Genomic DNA, 22700 nt, shown 5'->3' on the forward strand with positions numbered 1-22700 from the left:
TTTTTAAGTCAAACGGCTATTATTAGCTTTCATAAGAAGTTGTCAAGTCTTGCCATGCTATCCTTAAATAAATAATCATCGTCCAAACTGTTAAAAGAGCTGCAACCCATAACAAAGTTACCCCGCTTATTAATATCCACAATTGTGCTTCCGGGGCATACCAAATTAATAAAACTAAGGCTATAAATTGGAGGGCGGTTTTAATCTTTGATAGAAAAGTTACGGCCACGCTAGTGCGTTTGCCCAATTCCGCCATCCATTCTCGTAAAGCAGAGATAATTATTTCGCGGCAAATGATAATTGCTCCAGGAATTGCTAAATAATCTACATAGCATTCACCGGCTACCAAAACCAATGCTGCCCCTACCAATAACTTATCAACTACAGGATCCAAAAATGCACCCAAATCTGTTGTTTGTGAAAGACTGCGAGCCACATAACCGTCCAGCCAATCCGTTATTCCTGCAAATACGAAAATGATAGCAGCAACTGGATGGGTCCATCGAAAAGGTAAATAATAAAAAAGACCGAAAATAGGAATGGAAGATAGTCTAATTAGGGTTAGGAAAATTGCAATATTCATATTGAAATTCTACGGTGATTACTTAAGAGGTCAAGTTAATTAGAAGAACTGTGAAAGATTAGTAGACTAATTAAACTAATTTTAATAACTCTGCACCTTAGCAATTTCTTCCACATTTATCTTTTGAAATTCCTGTAATTCTCCAAAATGTCTCAAAAATTGATGACGATGTGTAAATCGACTTCCTTATACTTGCTGAAAAAGAGATTCTACCTTAAATTTAGCTCGTTTAGCAAAATGTGCTATAGTGAGAAAAAGTTATCTTTAGAGAGACTAATTTTTTCTTGACCCAAAACATATATTTTTCTTCAGATTCTCAAAATAAACCATTATCCATAACTCGTAACGCTTCTAACAATTCTTTAGTGGATTATTTTCAGATTTGAAGCGCACTTCCTCTTTTTGCAAATGTATGTAATGACGAGCAAGAAATTATTTTATAATCCAACAATCATTTTCTACTTTGAAAAGGGCTTATCTGGCTTTTGCACCGCGCCATCTATTTGTCCACTTGTTACTTAAATAGAGTACATGCTTTTGATTGGTAATAACTAATTTATTATAAAAAGGCTTGAAAATTATTACAGAACGAAATTTGTTAACACTGTCAGCATCATTATCTTCTTAGGCGTATTGGAAAAAGATTTTGCGTCCAAATAATGTTGTCGTTCGAATAAATAAAATCGCAAGTCTAATAGCCTATTTTTTCAATGCATAATGAATGTCTACTTTTAAAGCGCTGGCCAGCTGACACATCTGATTACGATAATAAAGCACTTCTTCAACGTTTAATTCTTCAATATATCTTGAATAATTTTTGGCGCAACGCTAAATTTTCACAAACGAACTAGTCCTATTTATGGATAAGCTCTAATAACTTAGAGCTTTTGAGATCCACGATAAAATCCGATCAGAGAAATTTTTTCTAAAGTAGCTAGAAAAGGTAAAAATAAAATTTATCATCTCAGTAATGGCATATAATTTGTATGAAATTAGAAAGACTGTAAAAAAAAGTTCTAACTATAAAAAAATTCTAATGGTTGAAATAACATAAACTTGTACCATCATTATTCGAATTTACTTTTACTATCTAAACCAAAGTGAAAGTAATTACTGATCCGGTCTTGTACTACCTCTTGCTCGATTTTCTACATATGGGAGATTTTCCTTACTTGGAGTCTTCTGGGTGGAGTTTTCTTTGGTATATGCCTAAACTCTGTTAGAAGTGTTTCTAAATAGGCTTTAGAATCAAAAAAGCTCGATGTTTACAGTTGTTGGAGAGACAGGGATTCGAACCCTGGGAGGAATATCCCCTCAACGGTTTTCAAGACCGTCGCATTCAACCACTCTGCCATCTCTCCAAGTTAATACATCTCCCTAGAGTTTTATATTGACACAAAAGAGAATATCGTCCCTAGAACAATTCCACTCCCTTCAAGATTATTTGAAGTAAAGGAATTCCCTATCTCTTCCCCATTTTTGAGCTTTAAGGGATAGAGAATGTTCTTATCTGTCTAGTTGATTATCTATCCCGCTGCATTCATTATACGGTAATCTTCGTATAAGCACACATATAAAGTTAAAGTAATTACCAATGTTGATAGAAACTGAGGAGTTATTATTTTAGGATATTATGATCCATGGATTGGGAGAAAAAAGGGTCCCGGCGGCTGCTTCCTACTCAATGAAGATTAAAATCGGAAGAGGATTTAATTAGAAACTGATAAATAATTTATCCCGCCCATATAAGGCTTCAATACCTCTGGCACGTAAATGCGACCATCCGCTTTCTGGTAATTTTCCATTATGGCAACTAAAGTACGCCCTACAGCAAGACCCGAACCATTGAGCGTATGAAGTAATTCAGGCTTTTTTGTCTCAGTATTTCGCCAACGCGCCTGTATTCGACGAGCTTGAAAGGTCTCACAATTGCTACACGAAGAAACTTCACGATAGCGTTTTTGGGTTGGTAACCAAACTTCTAAATCATAAGTCTTAGTGGCAGAAAAGCCCAAATTACCGGCACATAGCTCCATCACTCGATAGGGAAGCTTTAAAAACTGTAATACCTTTTCGGCCTGTCTGGTTAATTCTTCTAAGGCCTTGTAAGAATTTTTTGGCTTTACTAATTGAACAAGTTCTACTTTTTGAAATTGATGCTGGCGGATCATTCCACGGACATCCTTTCCATAAGAACCCGCCTCACTTCGAAAACATGGCGTTTGAGCTACCCATTTTTTAGGCAGTTGATCACTTTCAAAAATTTTATCTCGCGCCAAATTAATTAAAGGAACTTCTGCTGTTGGGATTAAAAAAAAGTTCCATTCTCCTGCTATTTTGAATTGATCTTCCCGAAATTTAGGTAATTGTCCTGTACCGTATAAACATTTCTCATGAACTAAATAAGGAACATATGTCTCTTGATAGCCATGGTTCTCAATGTGCAAATCCAACATAAATTGCGCTAAAGCGCGCTGCATGCGGGCTAATCCACCATGTAAAACAACAAATCGAGTGCCTGATAATTTAGCTGCAGATTTGAAATCTAATTGACTTTCTCCTAAAGAGGTATGGTCTTTAAGAGAAAAATTGAAAGAAGGCAGATCACCCCATTTGCGAATTTCTCTATTATCGTTTTCACTTTTTCCTTCAGGAACAGAATCGTGAGGTAAATTAGGAAGCAATAATTGAAATTCTAATAGTTCTTTTTTAATAGTATCAAGTAAAATTTCGTATCGATTTAATTGATCTCTCAACTGAGAAACATTAGCCATTAAAAGCACAACGTCCTCACCTTTCAACTTAGCCATTCCAATCATTTTTGATAATTGATTACGTTGAGTCTGTAACAACTGGGTTTCTGTTTGATAAGCTTTTCGTCTCTCTTCAAGCTCTAAAAATTTTTTTTTATCAAATTCAAAACCGCGGAGATGTAATTTTTCTATTACTTCATCTAAATTTTGGCGTAACAATTTAGGATCTAGCACGATAAGTTCCTCAGAAAATAACTGCTTAGCCTAATCAAAAATCAAAAATCTCAAGCAGTCGCTGTGTAGATGACAATACCAAAGAAGTGCCGATATTAGCAAGAGCAACATTACATTGTAAGTATGCGATTGAAACAAAAAGATAACACTAAAGATAACATCAGAGAAAAAAATAGACAACTATAATTCTATAAAAACATTTGCTTGACAAAGCAAGACAACCAACTAAGCAAAAACATATTACTAATCGATACAGTGGAACTTACAAACTATCTTCCCATATGGGATATATCCGTATCTTCATCACTAGTTAAACTTATTACAATAAGATTTTTAAATTATTTAAATTATTTACAGAACCGGATAACAAAACGCAGGACTAATATTTATTTTGCTAATGTTTAGTGTGTTGATTAAGTAGCTTAAGATAAATCTTTATTATAAATCCATAAAGTTTTCCTCTATCAGTGAGGATAAATTTGATTAGTGCAGTTGCATTTTCCACTAAAAACGTCCCGGTTTTTTGGTTATTTTTTTACTATAACTTTTATCTCAATAGCACCTCTGGTTAATATGAAAATTGAATAACAATTGACTTAGTTGAAGTTAGATTATTTTTATAATGTGTATCGTATTAATTTAAATAATTTTAAAAGCTGATTTTTTTTGCAAACTCATTAAAATTAGAACCTTTAAAAACATTCTAAATTATTTTCATTCCTGTGATGATACAAGCACTTCGCGAGTTCCATTATTTCTCATGGGGCTGACTATACCAGCTATTTCCATAGCTTCAATGATTTTAGTAGCTCGATTATACCCAATCTTAAAGCGACGTTGAATACTCGATACAGAAGCCCTCTGAAACTGAATAACCGACTCTACAGCTTTGTTGTAAAGAGGATCCTGCGCTTCTTTTGTAGGTCTGTTCTTCAAAGAAGCTTCTGTAAATCCGCTTAGATCCTCAACTGTTATTTCATCAAGAATTTTTTCTATATAATTAGTTTCACTGCTATTTTTCAAATACTCCGCTACACGATGCACCTCTTCATCCTTAACATAAGGACCATGGACCCGCATCGGGACTCCTGTCCCTGGCGCCAAGTAAAGTAAATCTCCATGGCCTAATAGTTGTTCTGCACCTTGTCGATCCAAGATAGTACGCGAATCAATTTTAGAAGAAACTTGAAAAGCAACCCGGGCGGGAATATTAGCTTTTATTAATCCAGTAATCACATCTACTGAAGGTCGCTGAGTTGCAAAAATTAAATGAATTCCTGCTGCCCGAGCTTTTTGCGCCAGACGAACAATGAAAGTTTCAACTTTTTTTCCAACCACTGCCATCATATCAGCAAATTCGTCCGCAATTACTACAATCTGAGGCCATTCTTGGAGCTTTAGCTCATCCTCCTCAGTGATTTGCAGAGGATCTAACAAAAGCGCTCTTGTTTCGCTTGTCTCCCCTTTGATTACTTTGGTATTATAACTAAGGATATCACGTACCCTTAACGAAGCCATAAGGCGATAACGCCGCTCCATTTCGGCTACACACCACCGCAATACCGAAACAGCATCTTTCATATCGGTTACTACTGGGGTGAGTAAGTGTGGAATACCTTCATAAATAGAAAGCTCTAACATCTTAGGGTCAATAAGAATTAATCGCAGTTGTTTCGGAGTGGCCTTATAAAGAAGGCTTAACAACATGGCATGCAAACTAACAGACTTACCAGAGCCTGTTGTGCCCGCTACTAATAAGTGGGGCATTTTTGCTAAATCAACAATAACCGGATGACCAGCAATATCTTTCCCCAATGCCAACGTTAAACTAGATCGCGCATGTTGGTACTGTTTAGAAGACAAAACTTCATATAATGTAACTATCTCCCGAACTTTGTTAGGAAGTTCAATACCAATAGCTGATTTACCTAGAATAACTTCAACCACTCGTACGCTAATCACTGATAAAGAACGAGCCAAATCTTTCGCTAAGTTCGTTACCCGATTTACCTTTGTTCCAGCAGCTAGTTCTAATTCAAAACGAGTTACCACAGGTCCAGGATGCACAGCCACCACCTGAGCCTGAACTCCAAAATCTGCCAAGCGCAATTCTAGCTCTCTAGATCTTTGCTGTAATGCTTCTGTAGAATAAGAAGTCTCATCATCTTTGATAGATTTTTCTAGTAAAGAAAGATCTGGAATAATAGAAGAACCTTTAAAACAAGGTATTTTAAAATCTGTATACATAATTTCTAATGTAGGACATTTAGTAATCTTAGTAATTTTTGGTTTAGCATTTATTTCCTGTGGCTTTGGAATAATGGCAGATTTTACCAATTTGATTTGTGGAATAGTAACCGCCAACTTATTATTTCTAAGTGATACCTTAGAAAATAGATGATCCCTCCACGAAATTACTTGTAGCCTTTCTTTTGTTAGCTTTATTATCTTCATTAAACTTTTACCCAAAAATCCCAAAAATTGAAACCAAGATAAGCCAGTAAATAAAGTGATTCCAATCATTAGAGAGGTGAATAGAATTAATTTAGTCCCTACCCTATTGCATACAGGTAGCAGAAACTCTGTTATCCATGTCCCAAGCATTCCTCCTGCATTAAAAGGAATATGAGAGAGCGGTGAGCAAGGAAAATGAATATTAACTAGTGCAGAGCCTGCTAGTAATAACAATAAAAAACCAAAGGAACGCAAAAAAACTAAAGACCATATTACAATAGACTTAGGCTGTTTTTTATGCTGATCTTGAAAGAAAATCCATCCAGAAAAAGAAAACATAAAAGGAAACAGATAGGCTAAATATCCAGATGTGCATAAAAGAAAATCAGAAATCCACGCCCCCACTTTTCCTGTGACATTATTAGCCGCTTTTTTAATCGCCACGCTATGTGACCAACTAGGATCTGACGGATGATAACTTAAAAGAGCAAGAAGGAGAAAAACGGAAAAAGCGAATATCAAAATAAAACATCCTTCGCGTAAACGATAACGTAAATGCATCCGCGAGCTAGATTCTATTTTCTTCTTAGGTGTTTTACACTCTTTATCTCTCTTCATCGGAACTCCTTCACCTAAATCGATGACAGATAGATAAAACCGTAAAATATCTGCTTCATCTACTGTTTGTATAAGGGATAAATCCCACCGTTCTAATCACGCTTGTTGTTAAATAAATGCTAGCGCTATTGATTCATTGCGATTAGTATTATCTTTTGAATAATTTTATAGTTCGAATAATTCGATAGCAAATATCTAAAAAATGAAATCAATGAATGGACAACAATATCATTCCCTTATCATTCTAGGCTCAGGCCCAGCTGGCTATACTGCAGCGATATATGCAGCTCGTGCTAATCTGAAACCCATCATAATTACTGGGATTGAACAGGGTGGGCAATTAATAAATACCACGGACGTAGATAATTGGCCAGGTGAAGCACCAGGACTGCAAGGTCCACAGCTTATGAAAAGAATGCAACAGCATGCGGAACGTATTGGTACCAAAGTCATTTTTGACCACATTCATGAAGCTAACTTAAAAGAACGTCCTTTTATTCTCACTGGTAGTAATGATATTTATACATGTGATGTTTTAATCATAGCTACAGGAGCCTCCGCCCACTATTTGGGATTGCCTTCTGAAAAAGTTTATATAGGTAAGGGTATTTCAGCATGTGCCACCTGCGATAGTTTTTTTTATCAAGGGAAAAAAGTAGCTATCGTAGGAGGAGGAAATACAGCTGTAGAGGAAACTCTTTACCTCTCTCGTATTGTCTCCCATGTGACACTCATTCATCGACGCAATAAATTACGTGCTGAAAAAATGCTTACTGCCCAATTGATGAAAAAAGTAGAAGAAGGAAATATTTTCATTAAGTGGAATCATGTGGTCGATGAAATTCTCGGAAATAATCAAGGCGTCACTGGTGTTCGTCTTAAAAATGTTCTAGATGGAAGAACTCATGAAATCCCCATTGATGGCTTATTTATTGCTATTGGTCATGATCCAAATACAAAAATTTTTAAGGGCCAACTAGATATGGATGAATCTGGCTATCTACGTGTTAAATCAGGCTTAGAGGGCAGCGCAACTGCTACTAACATTCTCGGTGTATTTGCTGCAGGCGACGTAACTGACCACGTGTATCGCCAAGCCATCACTGCCGCTGGGACAGGTTGCATGGCTGCCTTAGACGCTGAACGCTATTTAGATAGTCTTTCTATAGAGACATGAAATCCTTCCTTTGAATCCTTCTTTTGAACTCTACATTTGTCTTTTCATCTATATACAGTCGCTATGTTTCTTGTTGTTTGAAGTTTATATTTAGAGGTAATCGATGTTTATCAACGCTAGTGTTTTTATATGAACTAAATCTCTCTCTTTCACGATCTAATACATTTCTTTTTTCTTCTCTGACCAATTTATATCTCGTAGATAGAGATCCTCGAATGTTCTCTTCTATCAGAGTTACTTTTCGCTAATAGCATCAAAAAAAGAAACCATTCTATCAAAGTTCGAAAATAGATCTCTCAATCAACATATTTTAATACTTTCGTGAAGATTATTGATTTTATCAGCCGATATGCCAATTCTTTCGGCATGCTTTGATTCAAATACTAAAAACATAGTATCCATCATCAATTAATACACTCTTATAACCAGATTTTAATAATTAATTAATTCGAAAAGACCGCACAGTGACATCTCTGTCTACCTCGACTAGAAATTCACTCAATCCTAAATAATCAACTATTAATAGTTGATGAAAATTTTACTTAACATTTCTATAAAAATCTCATATGAGATTTTTATAGAAATTTAATAAACTAAGACTTCTCCTTTGATAGTTTTAATGATATCACAGACTAAACGATCTAAATTTTTTTTTGAAGATTCTTTTTAATCTATACATTGGAGCTGTCAAAAGTTTCACCTTTATTATCAGTCCTCTTTATTTATCTTCCAAATAACCGAATCTTTAATTAAATCTCTAAAAAATTAAAAAATTTAATAGATTACTTAAATAAACCCAACCTACTAATTTCTTAGTTTCTCTTAGCATCTTTTTTAAGAAAATACTTAGTTTGAATTAACTTGTCTAATTATAGCATATCATATTTTTATTAAGTGAGAGTAAAGCGTTTTAAGATCCACATTACTTTTATTTAATTCCAGTAAACAATGTTAAGATACATGTATCACCTGATCTGTTTTGAATTATAAGAAAAGATTTTAATCTTCCCATTGATTATAAAAATCTATTGATTAAAGACATTATCTCAGGCATATTGATCGTTTCATTTAGCTTAGAAGAATGAAATATTATGCCAAAAGAAGAATCTATTGAGATGAAAGGGGTAGTAATTGATTCACTTCCTAACACAACTTTCCGAGTTAGACTTGAAAATAATCATATCGTTATAGCTCATATTTCAGGACGTATGCGCAAACATTATATCCGTATTTTAACAGGTGATGAGGTGATTGTAGAATTGACTCCTTACGATTTAAGTCGAGGTCGGATTGTCTATCGTGAAGCAGGAAAGAAATCTACCCCTCTAGAAGAATAATATCCTTTTCAACTAGTTATATATAAGTGTTGAGTAACTTCGTTGTGTCTAATGCGATTTCGTGTTCTTCATCGAGTTCTTAAAGTAAGAGTAGGGTCATAACAGAAATACTCAATTTTATCTAAATCATCTAAAAAACAGCATATTGCAATCCTTTATCTCCCTTCACTTTAATAAGTGTATGATAGTCGTATGGCTTCTTCGCTAAATATAAACCAAATTAAAGACTCTTTCATACCAATTTTTGAAAACAGCTCAATAAAGATATAATTTCTTGAAAAGAAATTATCAAATTCTCAATAAATAGAAGATAGATAACACTTTAAGCAATATGTATTTATACTGTCTTCTAACTTAAGAACTAAACTGTATAAGCTTTTTAATTTCTGTCACTATCTCTTAGTTAAGACAATATAACATTAGATATTATAAAATGATGTTCGAGGATAATAATTCATGAAGCTTATCTCATAACCTTGGAAAAGCGTGATTTAGAATACAGATAAGCATATTCAATTCTATGTCAAAAGCTTTGACTATCCGTGGTAATTAATCTATTTTGTCACGAATCTATAATTCCTTGTTCTCATTTCTTAATTAAGTAATCCTATTTTAACTCATTCTTTAAGTTTTTCTTTCTAGAAAATTTGGTGAAAAAGCTCCATACTACTTACATACTATTACATACAATTAATAATGGATTTTCCAAATTTTGAGGTACTTACCTCTTTAGCATCATCCATGAAACGGGCAAAATCATAGGTCACTGTTTTGCTTTCAATAGCTCCTTTAATTCCTTTAATGACTAAATCTGCTGCTTCTTTCCAACCAAAGTAACGTAACATCATTTCAGCTGACAAAATTAAAGAACCAGGATTAACTTTGTCTTGTCCTGCATATTTAGGAGCCGTTCCATGAGTCGCCTCAAACAAACCAATTCTATCGCTTAAGTTTGCGCCTGGGGCGATACCAATTCCACCCACTTCTGCTGCTAAGGCATCTGAAATATAATCACCGTTTAAATTCAATGTAGCAATAACACTATATTCGCCTGGTCGCAGAAGAGTCTGATGTAAAAAAGCATCAGAAATTACATCCTTCACGATTACAGTTTGACTCGATTTTGGGTTTTTGAATGAATACCAGGGGCTACCGTCTAACGGTTTTGCACCAAATTCTTTAATAGCCACCTCATAGCCCCAATCTTTAAAAGCCCCTTCTGTAAACTTCATAATATTTCCTTTATGAACAAGCGTTATAGAATCTCGATCATTATCGATGGCATATTGAATCGCCCGACGAACGAGCCGGCTCGTTCCTTCTTGAGAAACAGGCTTAATGCCAATACCTGAAGTTTTTGGAAAACGGATTTTCTTTACGCCCATTTCTTTTTGTAAGAAATCGATAAGTTTAATAGCTTCTGGACTTTTTGCTTTCCATTCGATGCCTGTATAAATATCTTCTGAGTTTTCTCTAAAAATAACCATATCTACTTTTTCAGGCTCCTTGACCGGACTTGGAACACCTTTGAAATAACGAATAGGACGAAGACAAACATAGAGATCCAAATTTTGACGGAGTGCTACATTTATTGAGCGAATCCCGCCACTGACAGGCGTAGTAAGAGGACCTTTAATAGCTACTTGATACGTTTTAATCGCTTCAAAAGTTTCATCGGGCAACCAAATTTCTTTTCCATATATTTTTCTAGCTTTATCACCCGCATAAATTTCCATCCATGCTAACTTGCGCTCTCCTTTATAAGCTTTCTTTATCGCTGCATCGATAACCTTTTTCATGACCGGAGTAATATCTACACCAATACCGTCTCCTTCTATATAGGGAACAATTGGTTGGTTTGGTATATGCAAGCTACCTTTATTATTAAAGGTAATCTTTTCACCTTGATCAGGAACTTGAATATGTTGATACGTCATGAAATGATCTCCTGTCAATTATTACGGCCCATACTATTAAGCTTAGCTATGAGCTTCTATAAAATCAACATCACATTCCTGTAACTAAATTGATATTGTCTTTTAACTTATTCTCTTATTGAATTAACCAACGATATTTCTTAAACCTCCAACTTACGTTCAGTCCTCTAAGCTTATCTTTAAAAAGAAGACTATACGAGGCGAGAATATCCTTGGAGGTTTAAGAAATTTGTCTGTGTACACAATATACCTTCACAAACTGTGGACCTATATCTATTCTTTTGAAGAATAAAGAATTCTGTATACAAGCGAGAGCTAAAAAAATAGGTATTCAAAAACGTATAGATATAAAAACCTCAATTATAATAGAGTTATATTATAAAATTAAATTATAAAAAGACTAATACTACAATTATTTTATGAAAATCTTTTTCATAAAATAGGTTACTTGTTTAAACATAATCACAATTTTGACAAAATAATCGATATGGTTACTCTTAATGCTCAATTCTTAAAGCTCTGGAAGATTCCGCTAAATGCAGATCGCTAATTTTTGTAACTAATTACCATAATCATTGGATAATTCGAAGTATTATACCGTCAATGTGAAACTTTATACTATTTGTCTTGGACTTAGAATAGTGATTATTCTACTTATCGATTGATTACTTATTTAACGATATTTATACTTTAGCAATAATTAAGATCATTTTAATGATATCTAGCTTATGTTAGAAGAGAATTATTTTACACGCTTTAATCACGATAAAAATCCTTATGTATACAAAGAAAATGAGCACTTTTTTAAGTTTTCACTTATTAAGCTAATAAAAACTGTTATTAATTGATTTTATTAATTCTAAAATTATAACAAAATAATTAGGTTACCTTTTTTCTCTTAGCTAATCATAGCAAGGTTGTTCATCAATTAGTTTTATTAATTAAATCGTAATTTCTCTTATCCCGATCTCTTATACATGAACACATCTAACTATTGGCAGTTAAAAATTAAATAGTTTTTATAGTTAGTAAACGATGCTTTTTTGAAGTTAAAAGATCCATATAAAATCGGTAGATTATAGGAACCCAAATACTCGTTAATCTTTACTCAGAATTAATTTAGTTGGAAATAAAGCGGATCAGCTGTAGCAACCTTTATCTATAATTTTATTGGCGGCCCACACGGGGCCCCTGAACCCTCTTCCATTCGGGAGTTCTACAGAGTTAAACCCTCTTATCATTAGTCCATTCCCTGGTTTAACTATTGGATTACTATCATGAGAAACTCAACGCTAAATTAAGTGATTTTTGAGAACAATGAAAAATCTATATCGGAGAGAGCGGGATTCGAACCCGCGTAGGCCAGTAAAGGCCTCAGCCGATTTCGAGTCGGTGCCGGTATGACCACTTCGGTACCTCTCCAAAAATAGTCATTTTATAAAAATAGAAACTAATCAGCAATCCAGACTTTGCTGTGAGATCTCTCAAAAATCCCACATCATCAGAAACAAAGATTAGTCAGGGACCAGTGATCGACAATCCACTTATTCTTAAGAATTTAGCATTTAATTTAAGTTCTTACGGAATCGAAGAGTTCTTTGATTTTTGCATCCTAAATATAGTGAGCATGACTAATTGTATCAAATTTACAGCATGATTCTCACTAAATTAATTATATAAGGCACCATTCTTCAAAAGAATTTATACAGGGGTTGAGTTTAACAGCAGCTATTTTCAATATCCAAACAGCAAGATAAACTGCCGGTGACAATACTCTGCATGATATATTCCAGAAATTATTTTAAAATGGCGAATCAAAGATTCATTAGATGAAAAGAATTTCAAAATGAATAGGATTTGCATCTTTATTTAATAATGCTTATATAACATGAGTACATTTTATTATTCATTTTCCCATTTTCAGCTAATTTTTCCATTTTTTTCTATCAAATAACACCGCCGTATTACCCTGAAATTCTGAAATCAAGAATTTTGAGTTATCTACAATAAATTCTTTATACCTATTTGATGCATCACCTTCCGCATTTTTTTATGGTATTTTTCACTAAGAGAGGTTAATGGCAAACGAATACCATTTGGAATCATCCCCATTTGAGTTAATGCCCATTTAATTGGGATAGGATTTGCTTCAATGGAAAGTAATCTATGTAAGGATAATAGCTCATCATTATATTTTTTTGCAGCCTCAACCTTACCAGAAATGGCTGCCATGCACAAAGTATGCCATTGCTTCGGCAAAATATTCGCAATCACAGAAATCACACCCTTACCACCTGATAATATAAAATCCATTGCCGTATTATCATTTCCACTGAATAAATCTAATTGATTAGTCTCTTGTAATAATTGTTTAACTCGTCCAATATCTCCTGTCGCTTCCTTAATGCCAACTATATTGTGGCAATATTTGGCTAATCGCTGTATTGTTTTAGGCAATAAATCACAAGCGGTTCGAGAAGGCACATTATAAAGTATTTGAGGAACAGGTACAGCCTCCGATATTGTTCTAAAATGTTGGAAAAGCCCCTCTTGAGTAGGTTTATTATAATAAGGAGTAACTATTAATGCTGCGTCAGCGCCGGATTTCATTGCATGTTGAGTAAGCTTGATAGTATGAGAGGTCGAATTAGAGCCAGTACCCACAAGAACTGGTATTTCCTTATTAACCTGATTAACTACTTGCTGGATGATTTTTGTTCGTTCTGTAAAAGTGATTGTCGGAGCTTCACCCGTTGAACCTAGAATAACCAATCCATCAGTATTGCTTGCCAGATGCCAATCAACTAACCGCTTCAAACTCTTGTAATCAATTTCTCCGCTTGATTTCATAGGAGTAACAATAGCAACCAAACTCCCACTGAACATTAATTACTTACTTCTCACTGATTCTATAGCTAATTTGCCGTTCAATTATAAACGGCAAACAGCAAGGCTTTGAAAAAGCCTATTGCCTTTATAATTTGGATTTATTAGGGCTATTATATCAGAAATAGGCTACAGGGAACAGTTCAATTTCGAACTGCAGGCTGTCCCGACATTTTTCAATAGGATTGATTCAAAATTAGTACTCACGTATAGAATCCTTTTATAGAGAGAAGATATTTCTTACCCGTATTAAAAACTTACTTTTACAATTCACTTTCCAGCACAAAACCTCTAAGGTATCTGTTTTGACCACGCTTTACTAGCATGCTCAACCCACATTTGTACTGAAGTCTTTTAGAATATTTTTATAACCCTATTAGCCTCGGAATAAAGGCTCATACTCCATACCGGGCATACAATCTTCTAAAATTTGGATATTATATCAAAGATGAATTTGCAGTCAATGTTGTTTATTGGAACCTCTACTATCATTCTGATAGGAATGGGAATTTTGATTTATCAGGCAATAAGACAACAATCTCATCTTCATCAAGAAATCGATCAAAAATTAATCATTATTCAAGATCGTTTAAAGCAAGTGGATGAACAGAGAAATTTTATCCAATTTCTTATTAACCAGCAGCAAAAAGAACAAAACGGACAACGACAGCAATTTGATGAATATCAAATAAAGAGTCTAAAACTGATTCAAGATAGTTTAATGCAAAATATGCAAAGTGTTCGTGAACAAGTAGATGCCACCCTTACCATGCACGTAGAAAATTTAGGAAACCGTGTGGATAAACTTACTTACGAAACTCAAGAGCGTCTGAAAGAAATTAGCGGACAGGTAGATCGTAAATTAGCAGAGGGATTTGAAAAAACTACTGAAACGTTCACAGATGTTATCAAACGACTTACAATTATTGATGAAGCTCAGAAAAAAATTACCGAACTATCAAGTAATGTTGTAAGTTTGCAGGAAATATTATCCGATAAACGTTCTCGTGGTGCTTTTGGGGAAGTACAACTCACTCATCTAATTCACAATATGCTTCCTAAGTCTAATTATGAATTACAATACACTTTAACGAATGGTAAACGTTGTGATTGCATTTTATTTTTACCAGAACCAACAGGAACTATTGTAATTGATGCAAAATTTCCTCTTGAAAACTATCAACAAATTCACAACACTCAATTAACTGAAAGTGATCATATTAATGCTGAAAAACGATTTCGTGCCGATATAAAAAAACACATTCGAGATATCGCTGATAAATATATCATTCCTGAAGAAACAGCTGATGGGGCTGTTATGTTTATTCCTGCAGAGGCAGTGTTTTCCGAAATACACTCTAACTACCCTGATTTAGTGGAAACTGCTTATAAATTCCGAGTATGGATAGTATCACCGACAACCATGATGGCCATATTAACCACGGCTCGTGCTGTTCTCAAAGATGCAGCTACTCGTAAACAAGTTCATATTATTCAGGAGCACTTAATTGCTCTTAGTAAAGATTTTGATCGTTTCCAAAAACGGATGGATAATGTATCACGATATATCGATATGGCTTATGAAGGTGTTACAGAAGTACATAAATCTTCTAAAAAAATTACTGGCCGATTTCATAAAATTGAAAAAGTGGAAATACCAACCGACCTAGAGACCATTGCTTTTAAAGACGAAAGAGAATCAATTACATAAAAAGCCACAACAATCTACTTTTCAATAAAAAAACTTAAAAGATTTATACTCACTTTTAGCTCCCACTCTCACCCTATTTTAAAGACAAAGGCGAGAGGGGATATTGGGTTACTGTTTGTGATTGCAATGAATACAATGATGATGAATAGGATTTAATTTCGTGTTTGGACCTGTTTGATAAGCAGAATGGGTCATCGGAACGGGCTCATGTGAAGTACAACCGTTCAAAAGAACGACCGCAGCAATAGCTGAAGCAATAAAAATACTTTTTTTACTCATAATTTTGATCCTTTCAAGTTGATGAATTAACGCCACTTAAAAATCTTAGGGGTATTTTTATAGAAATGCAAGGATTGAATCACTATTTAAGGTTATTTATTACTACCATTTTTGTGTCTTTCACGCAACGATGTTAGGAGTAAATTCTTGTATAAAATGTAATACATCTTAAAATTCAACGTTTTTTAAATTAGCTAGACTATTTTCACTTACCTGGCGATTTTATTTGTCGGGAGTTTTTCAGCCAACACGACGGTTCCAGCTAAGCATACTGTCATCATGGTTTCGAGTTTTTTGTTAAAAGAGGAGCAATAAAGTAACTAATTTTTAACCAGTAACGACAATATTTTCAAGCTGTTGTAAAGTGAATTGAGATTTAAAGAATACTAAATTTCTTAACATTTGCATTATCTCCAGTATATGTCCAGTGTAATCGAACCTGATTACCAAGCTCTATCCATAGACAACTTATATTTTTAGAAGGTTTCAATAAAGTAATTAATATAAAACGTGATCAAAACTGTATAACTGACTAACATTAGGTTTTCAATTCTCACACTTTAATGAGGTAGAGAGATATGAGGTAGAGAGATATGAGGTAGAGAGATATGATGCGCGCGCGATATCCAGGATAAAACAGAAAAAACATTACACCATAAAAAAGATGGATTTTATGATTCCATAAACAAAAACCGGCTTCCAATAACCAGCTTCTAAACAATACATCTTTACTCCGTTAATTATAAGTCTAGTGTATAAAGTATCCTTATGATTCTTTTGTTGCGCTTGCTGCTAAATCAAACAGCTCACGAATAGCTACGAAGAGTATAGCAAAGTCTTTTTTATCTGTATTACGCATGGCTGCTAAAATTGCTTGCCAACGCCGGATTATGGTTTCATGTCGGGTAAACCATTCTTTAACTTTTCCTGGTATACTGCGCGCCTTTGTATCCAGTAAGACTCGGACAGTTAGTTCTCTCTGAATCCAATCTAAATCACCTTTATATCCAGCTCTCGCTAAAACTGACCATCGATCATCGACAGGATAAGCATTCATTCTTTTACGGAGCCATAATAAATCTAATCGGTCCACCAGCATAAAATAAATTTTTGCTACACGAAAGACTTCTTCGTGATGAGTAGTTGCTGCCTCCACAATATTTAACGCGTGAAAAAGCGGAGCTGTACCTGCTATACGCAATGCTAATTCTAATGGAACATTTTGACTTACCAGAGCTCTTTTTTGTTCATCCATTGCCATTTTGTCAGCTCCTAACAATAACTTAGGTAAACGAATATATATCGCTGTAACGTGATCTCGAAAATGTGTGATAGTAGAAGCAATATCAAGATCGCTTATTCGACGATTACGCAATAGCCAACGTGTTGCTCGACGGATTAGACGAATAGCGTCTACATTAATTTGATATTGGACGGTAGGATTCACCCTATAATCCAAAATATCAATTTCTTTCAGTAAATCTTCCATTCTAAATATTTTTAAAGCTGCTACAAAGGCACGTGTAATTAAAGAAACTGAAACACCCATTTCATCTTGCATTTGATAAATGAAAGTAATACCCATCATTGAAACAAGTTGATTACTAAGCTGTGTAGCGATAATTTCTTTAGCAAGATAATGATTCTTCATTTGATTAGCAAATCGCTGTTGTAGTGGTTTAGGAAATGCATAGCTTACATATTGAGACAAATATGGGTCTTTTGCTAATGCAGATTTTTTAATTTTCGCTTTTAAAATATTTTTACTATAGGCAAAAAGAATACTTAATTCAGGTCGAGTCAATCCTACTCCAGCTGCTCGACGCTCAAGCAACTCATTATCATCCGGCAGAAACTCCAAGGCTCTATTAATTTTTCCCTCTTGTTCAAGGGCGTTAAGAAATCGTATATTCAAATTTAAATCCTGTACTGTCAAATAGGACGCTAGGCTGATAGCTTTATTTTGGAAGTAATTATTTTGTAAAACTAATCGAGCTACCTCATCTGTCATGCTAGCCAATAGCTGATTACGTTGATTTTCTGTCATATTTCCGCTATCTACTATCTGATTCAATAAAATTTTAATATTTACTTCGTGATCGGAACAGTCTACGCCCGCGGAATTATCGATGAAATCAGTGTTAATTTTCCCTCCTTTTAATTCAAACTCAATTCGACCTAATTGAGTAACTCCTAAATTCCCTCCTTCACATATAACTCGTGCGCGAACATTCTTTGCATCTACACGCAAATTATCGTTACTGCGATCACCAACATCATTATTTTTTTCATAGCTTGATTTAATATAAGTACCAATCCCACCATTCCAGATCATATCCACTGGTGCCTTTAAAATAGCGCGAATTAATTCATTAGGTACTATTATTTCTTTTTCAATATTCAAGAGGATTCTTACTTCTGATGATAACTGAATCGCTTTAGCTGCCCGAGAATAAACTCCTCCGCCTTTGAATAATAAGGCCCGATTATAATCATCCCAACTGGAACGCGGTAAATTAAATAATCGTAACCTTTCTTGATAACTGAGCTCCGGTTGAGGATCCGGATCTAAAAAAATATGTCGATGATCAAAAGCTGCTACTAATTTAATACGTTTTGACAATAACATTCCATTGCCAAACACATCTCCACTCATATCTCCAATTCCAACTATAGTTATTTCTGATTCATCTAAATTAATTTCTAAATCTTGGAGATGGCGCTTTGCTGCAACCCACACACCACTTGCCGTAATGCCCATTTTTTTATGATCGTAACCAGTTGATCCTCCTGAAGCAAAAGCATCCCCCATCCAATAACCCTTTTCAATTGCTACACTGTTAGCAGTATCGGAAAATGTCGCTGTACCTTTGTCAGCGGCAACTACGAGATAAGGATCTGGTCCATCGTAAGAAACTGTATTATAGGGTGGAATAATTGCATTGTCTTTTAAGTTATCCGTCAAATCTAAGAGGCCACGAATAAAATTCTGATAGCAGAAAATTGCTTCTTGCATAATTTCTTCGCGAATTCCTTCTAAGGGCAAACATTTTGGATAAAACCCCCCTTTCGCCCCTGCCGGCACAATAATAGAGTTTTTAACTTGCTGGGCTTTCATTAAACCCAGTATTTCTGTTCGATAATCCTCTCGCCGATCCGACCAACGAATTCCTCCCCGCGCCACTTTAGCAGCGCGTAAATGCACACCTTCAAACCGAGGTGAATAAACAAATATTTCATATTTAGGAAGAGGTAAAGGCATATCCGGAATCTTTGCAGAGTCCAGTTTAAAAGCAAGATAAGATTTTAAATTTCCTTCTTCATTCAGTTGGAAATAATTTGTACGTAAGGTGGCATGAATTAAATCAAGATAACGTCTTAAAATTCGATCTTCATCGAGGACAGCTACGGCGTCCAATTCTTTTTGAATATTTTGTTCGATGTTTTCTATCTGTTCTTTAGGTTCGGATATTTTTTTAGGGTCAAAATAACATTTGAATAATTCAATGAGGAGCCGTGCAACTTGAGGATTATCAACCAACGCATCTGCTATATACCCTTCACTGAAAGTAAAAGCCACTTGCCGAAAATATTTCATATAAGCACGAAAAACTGAAATCTCTCGCCAAGTCAATTGAGCTTCTAAGACTAATCGATTTAAACTGTCGTTTTCAGCCACTCCAAACCAAATTTTTTCATAAGCCTCTTGAAAAATTGTTTTAACAGTTTCAATTTCAAACTTGGGTTCTTTAGCATAAGTCATAAGAAAATCATTAATCCAAACTTTATGCCCATCTGGAAATGTTAATTCGTACGGTTGTTCTCCTACAACACGTAAACCCATGTTTTCTAGCATGGGTAATGCATCTGATAAAGGCACAGTAAAATCGGGGCGAAACAGTTTAAAGCGAATAACATCCTTAGCTACTCCTCCTGGTCGGTAGGTACTCATTTCTAATTGATGAGTTTTTGATAATTTTTCAATGTGGGCTACATCAAATACTGATTGTTGAGCTTTAAATTGTTCTCGATAACTGAACGGAAAAGCACGACGATATCGAGAAAAAATATCATTCCCCTTCTCTTCGTCAAAAAACTCCAGTGCATATTTATAAAATTCATCTTCCCAAGAAACACCGATAGCAACCAATTTTTCTTCCAGTTCCTTCACGTCATATTTGAGCAAACGTCTCGGATTAATACGAATGACAAAATGAATACGAGCTAATATTGATTCAGAAAAATAAGTGGTAAATGTAACATCTAGACCTTGAAACGCTGTAATTAAAATGTCTCGCATGTGCATCACTAAATCTGTGGTAAAATTATCACGCGGTACGTAAACTAAACAAGACATAAAACGATCGTAAGTATCTTTTCGCATAAATAAACGGATTCGACGGCGTTCTTGTAAATGCAGGATCCCCATTGCCCATTCAAATAATTCATCGGTGGTCGCATGAAACAAGTCATCCCTTGGTAGTGTGACCAATATATGCAACAAATCCTTTCCACCATGACTTCTAACGGGTAATCGCGAGCGTTTCAAAACGGATTCTACCTTGAGACGAATAATAGGTATTGCTCGGGGATCTGATCGATAAACATCCGATGTATAAAGACCAATAAAACAACGTTCACCGATTAATTCTCCTTTTTCATTAAAGCGTTTAACTCCAATATAATCTGTATAGGTAGGTCGATGGACAGTCGACATAGTATTTGTTTTTGACATAATTAATATATGATCAGTCGCTAATACTATTTTTTGTGTAGTTTTTGGTAAATCAGAATATTGTCGTAGCATTTTACTGCGCTCGCGATAACGTAGAACACCTAAGCCTGAACCAAGAATTAACCGCAAAGCTTGTGCTTTTTCTTCGTCAACCATTTCATAGTCACAAAAACCTAAAAAGGTAAAATGATTGTCAAGCAACCAATGTAAAAATTCTTTAGTTTCCTTAATTTCTTTCGGATGTTGAACCATTTTTTTTGGATCTAAATCTTCAATGGCTTCTTGAATCCGTTGTTGCATTAGTCCCCAATCTTTGACAGCTACACGTACATTTCTTAGAACTCGACAAATATTATGTTGAATGTCTGCTAATACCTTAGGATCTGTTTGTCGATCTATTTCCATATAAATCGGTGCTTCTAAGAAACTCTCTTGATGATGTTCCACATGGTAAGCAAGTACATCATTAATTTGATGCTTTTTGTTTCGGAAAACTTTAATACCCCCTATATGGATCATCAAATGAGTGGTAAGACTTAATCGATTGATTTCCATACGAATAGAATCGACTAAAAAAGGCATATCATCAGTTATAACCTGAATAATCGTATGAGTAGATTGCCAACCATCATACTTATAATTAGGATTAAATAAATGAATTTTTGTTTCTTTAAGTCGGCGACGAAACATTAACTCCCATTGGGAGTTAACCATCCCATACAAATCCGCAATAGAACGCTGCTGAATATCTTCCATTGAAACATTGATATAAAAAAGTCGAATAAATTTAACAAGTAAGCTAATTTCGTTTCTCGGTGAATGCTCATTAGCGTAACCAATTATTTTTTCAATTATTTCTTTAGTAGAGGGCATATAATAATGTACCACAATGAGAACCCCTATTTTTCAGCAGAAAATAATTCTGGATTAAGAAAAGTGATTGCATGTAAAGCAAAACAAAAATATCATACACCTGATTTAAAGTGTTTTTAATTAATCTTAATTTTATCATTTAAGACCATGAACGTAATTAGTTAATTCGCGTTTTTACGCATAACTCACTGAATTAATTTATTAAAATTAATTCTCTAAAACTGTCAAGGATGTTCATGATAGTAAAGTGAAATACATGAGGATCACTTTGGTTTTATTTTTTGATGTACTAAATATTTTGGAACAATCTCATATCAAGCAATTTGAGAAAGTTTGGCAGATTTTTTATTATCCATGAATCTGTTAGTAATTTAACAGCTTTTTAATAAACTTCAATGAAAATTGACCCAATGTATCGTGAGTTATTACCTAATTGAATAAAGATGTTATTGTGTTAATTGCCAATTGCCGTTTAAGCTATCACTTGCAAGAGCAATATACTCACATCAAATTAAGGCTAGGATAAAAACCTGATTAAGACAAGACCAACGGTTTTACCTTTAAATACTCAGATTTCTCATTTCTAGCGGCATTGTGAGCTTACTCAAGGTTTTTTGCTTAGCGATTTCCAAGAAAAAGTTCTTTGACAAAAAATCCTAAGAATTTCTCGTCAGATAGCTAATCTTAAAAAGAAAACATGGTAATTAATAAAGCTTAGAATTTATCTTCAAAGGATTTTAAGCCGAAGTAAATAGTGAATTCTGGCGTTTTATTCAATGGGCCTTCCAATTTGAAGCTGAACTCAAAAAACAAAAATTAATTAGTACAGTTGAACTACCCAAACAGTTAGAAGCACTAGTTTCCAATTTAAATTTACCTCAAAAAATTATTCTCATAGGATTTAATGAACTTGTGCCAAGATATAACAGTTTTTGATGCACTTGCAAAGAAAACTACTGTTTTATATTATTTAAATCGCCAACGACAATAAAACTATATTAAACGATTTAGTTTCAAAGAACGCGAAGCAGAAATTGAAGCAATGGCCTAATGTGCCTACGAAGAACGGCAAATAAATCTTTCAAAAAAGATTGGTTGCATTATACCTATCCTGACCGAATAC

Annotated in this window: 10 protein-coding genes and 2 tRNA genes; 3 read left to right on the forward strand and 9 right to left on the reverse strand. The window is 34.5% G+C overall.

Going from position 1 to position 22700, the window contains the following annotated elements:
• Positions 1-22: 22 nt before the first annotated feature.
• The 4 genes from pgsA to ONG85_RS03175 form a co-directional block, all read right to left on the reverse strand.
• Positions 23-583, reverse strand: a complete 561-nt coding sequence (pgsA, locus tag ONG85_RS03160; protein WP_406566708.1) for a CDP-diacylglycerol--glycerol-3-phosphate 3-phosphatidyltransferase — start codon at positions 581-583, stop codon at positions 23-25.
• A 1275-nt stretch (positions 584-1858) separates the two neighbouring features.
• A tRNA-Ser gene (locus ONG85_RS03165) sits at positions 1859-1944 on the reverse strand.
• A gap of 348 nt (positions 1945-2292) precedes the next feature.
• On the reverse strand, positions 2293-3570 hold the full coding sequence (gene serS / locus ONG85_RS03170; RefSeq protein ID WP_264435482.1) for a serine--tRNA ligase: 1278 nt from the start codon (positions 3568-3570) through the stop codon (positions 2293-2295).
• A 714-nt stretch (positions 3571-4284) separates the two neighbouring features.
• Entirely contained in the window at positions 4285-6642 is a 2358-nt protein-coding gene (locus ONG85_RS03175) for a DNA translocase FtsK (RefSeq protein ID WP_264435483.1), read from the reverse strand.
• A gap of 211 nt (positions 6643-6853) precedes the next feature.
• Between ONG85_RS03175 and trxB the strand changes: the two genes are divergently transcribed.
• Complete coding sequence (trxB, locus tag ONG85_RS03180; protein ID WP_264435484.1) at positions 6854-7819, forward strand: thioredoxin-disulfide reductase; 966 nt, start codon at positions 6854-6856, stop codon at positions 7817-7819.
• A 1091-nt stretch (positions 7820-8910) separates the two neighbouring features.
• A complete protein-coding gene (gene infA, locus ONG85_RS03185; RefSeq protein ID WP_264435485.1) occupies positions 8911-9156 on the forward strand; it encodes a translation initiation factor IF-1 in 246 nt (81 codons plus the stop codon).
• Positions 9157-9836: 680 nt separating this feature from the next.
• Here infA and icd read toward each other — a convergent pair.
• The 3 genes from icd to dapA all read right to left on the reverse strand — a co-directional run bounded on the left by icd (position 9837) and on the right by dapA (position 13979).
• Entirely contained in the window at positions 9837-11093 is a 1257-nt protein-coding gene (gene icd, locus ONG85_RS03190) for an NADP-dependent isocitrate dehydrogenase (RefSeq protein WP_264435486.1), read from the reverse strand.
• A gap of 1332 nt (positions 11094-12425) precedes the next feature.
• Positions 12426-12515: transfer RNA gene (locus ONG85_RS03195), tRNA-Ser, on the reverse strand.
• Between the two features lie 579 nt (positions 12516-13094).
• Positions 13095-13979: a 4-hydroxy-tetrahydrodipicolinate synthase gene (gene dapA, locus ONG85_RS03200; RefSeq protein WP_264435487.1), complete on the reverse strand. Its 885-nt coding sequence runs from the start codon at positions 13977-13979 to the stop codon at positions 13095-13097.
• A gap of 448 nt (positions 13980-14427) precedes the next feature.
• Here dapA and ONG85_RS03205 point away from each other — a divergent pair, with 448 nt between their 5' ends.
• Complete coding sequence (locus tag ONG85_RS03205) at positions 14428-15690, forward strand: DNA recombination protein RmuC (protein ID WP_319640520.1); 1263 nt, start codon at positions 14428-14430, stop codon at positions 15688-15690.
• A 108-nt stretch (positions 15691-15798) separates the two neighbouring features.
• Here the strand turns inward: ONG85_RS03205 and ONG85_RS03210 are convergent, their stop codons facing one another.
• A complete protein-coding gene (locus ONG85_RS03210; protein WP_264435488.1) occupies positions 15799-15969 on the reverse strand; it encodes a hypothetical protein in 171 nt (56 codons plus the stop codon).
• Between the two features lie 766 nt (positions 15970-16735).
• Positions 16736-21577 carry an NAD-glutamate dehydrogenase gene (locus ONG85_RS03215; protein WP_264435894.1) on the reverse strand — a complete coding sequence of 1614 codons (4842 nt, stop codon included), beginning with the start codon at positions 21575-21577 and terminating at the stop codon, positions 16736-16738.
• Positions 21578-22700 lie beyond the last annotated feature (1123 nt).

It is taken from the genome of Coxiella endosymbiont of Dermacentor marginatus, assembly GCF_907164955.1.
GTDB lineage: Bacteria > Pseudomonadota > Gammaproteobacteria > Coxiellales > Coxiellaceae > Coxiella.

Coding starts and splice junctions, on each gene's coding strand:
- pgsA (WP_406566708.1), bottom strand. CDS start 583: ATGAATATTGCAATTTTCCTAACCCTAATTAGACTATCTTCCATTCCT.
- ONG85_RS03175 (WP_264435483.1), bottom strand. CDS start 6,642: ATGAAGAGAGATAAAGAGTGTAAAACACCTAAGAAGAAAATAGAATCT.
- trxB (WP_264435484.1), top strand. CDS start 6,854: ATGAATGGACAACAATATCATTCCCTTATCATTCTAGGCTCAGGCCCA.
- infA (WP_264435485.1), top strand. CDS start 8,911: ATGCCAAAAGAAGAATCTATTGAGATGAAAGGGGTAGTAATTGATTCA.
- icd (WP_264435486.1), bottom strand. CDS start 11,093: ATGACGTATCAACATATTCAAGTTCCTGATCAAGGTGAAAAGATTACC.
- dapA (WP_264435487.1), bottom strand. CDS start 13,979: ATGTTCAGTGGGAGTTTGGTTGCTATTGTTACTCCTATGAAATCAAGC.
- ONG85_RS03205 (WP_319640520.1), top strand. CDS start 14,428: ATGAATTTGCAGTCAATGTTGTTTATTGGAACCTCTACTATCATTCTG.
- ONG85_RS03210 (WP_264435488.1), bottom strand. CDS start 15,969: ATGAGTAAAAAAAGTATTTTTATTGCTTCAGCTATTGCTGCGGTCGTT.
- ONG85_RS03215 (WP_264435894.1), bottom strand. CDS start 21,577: ATGCCCTCTACTAAAGAAATAATTGAAAAAATAATTGGTTACGCTAAT.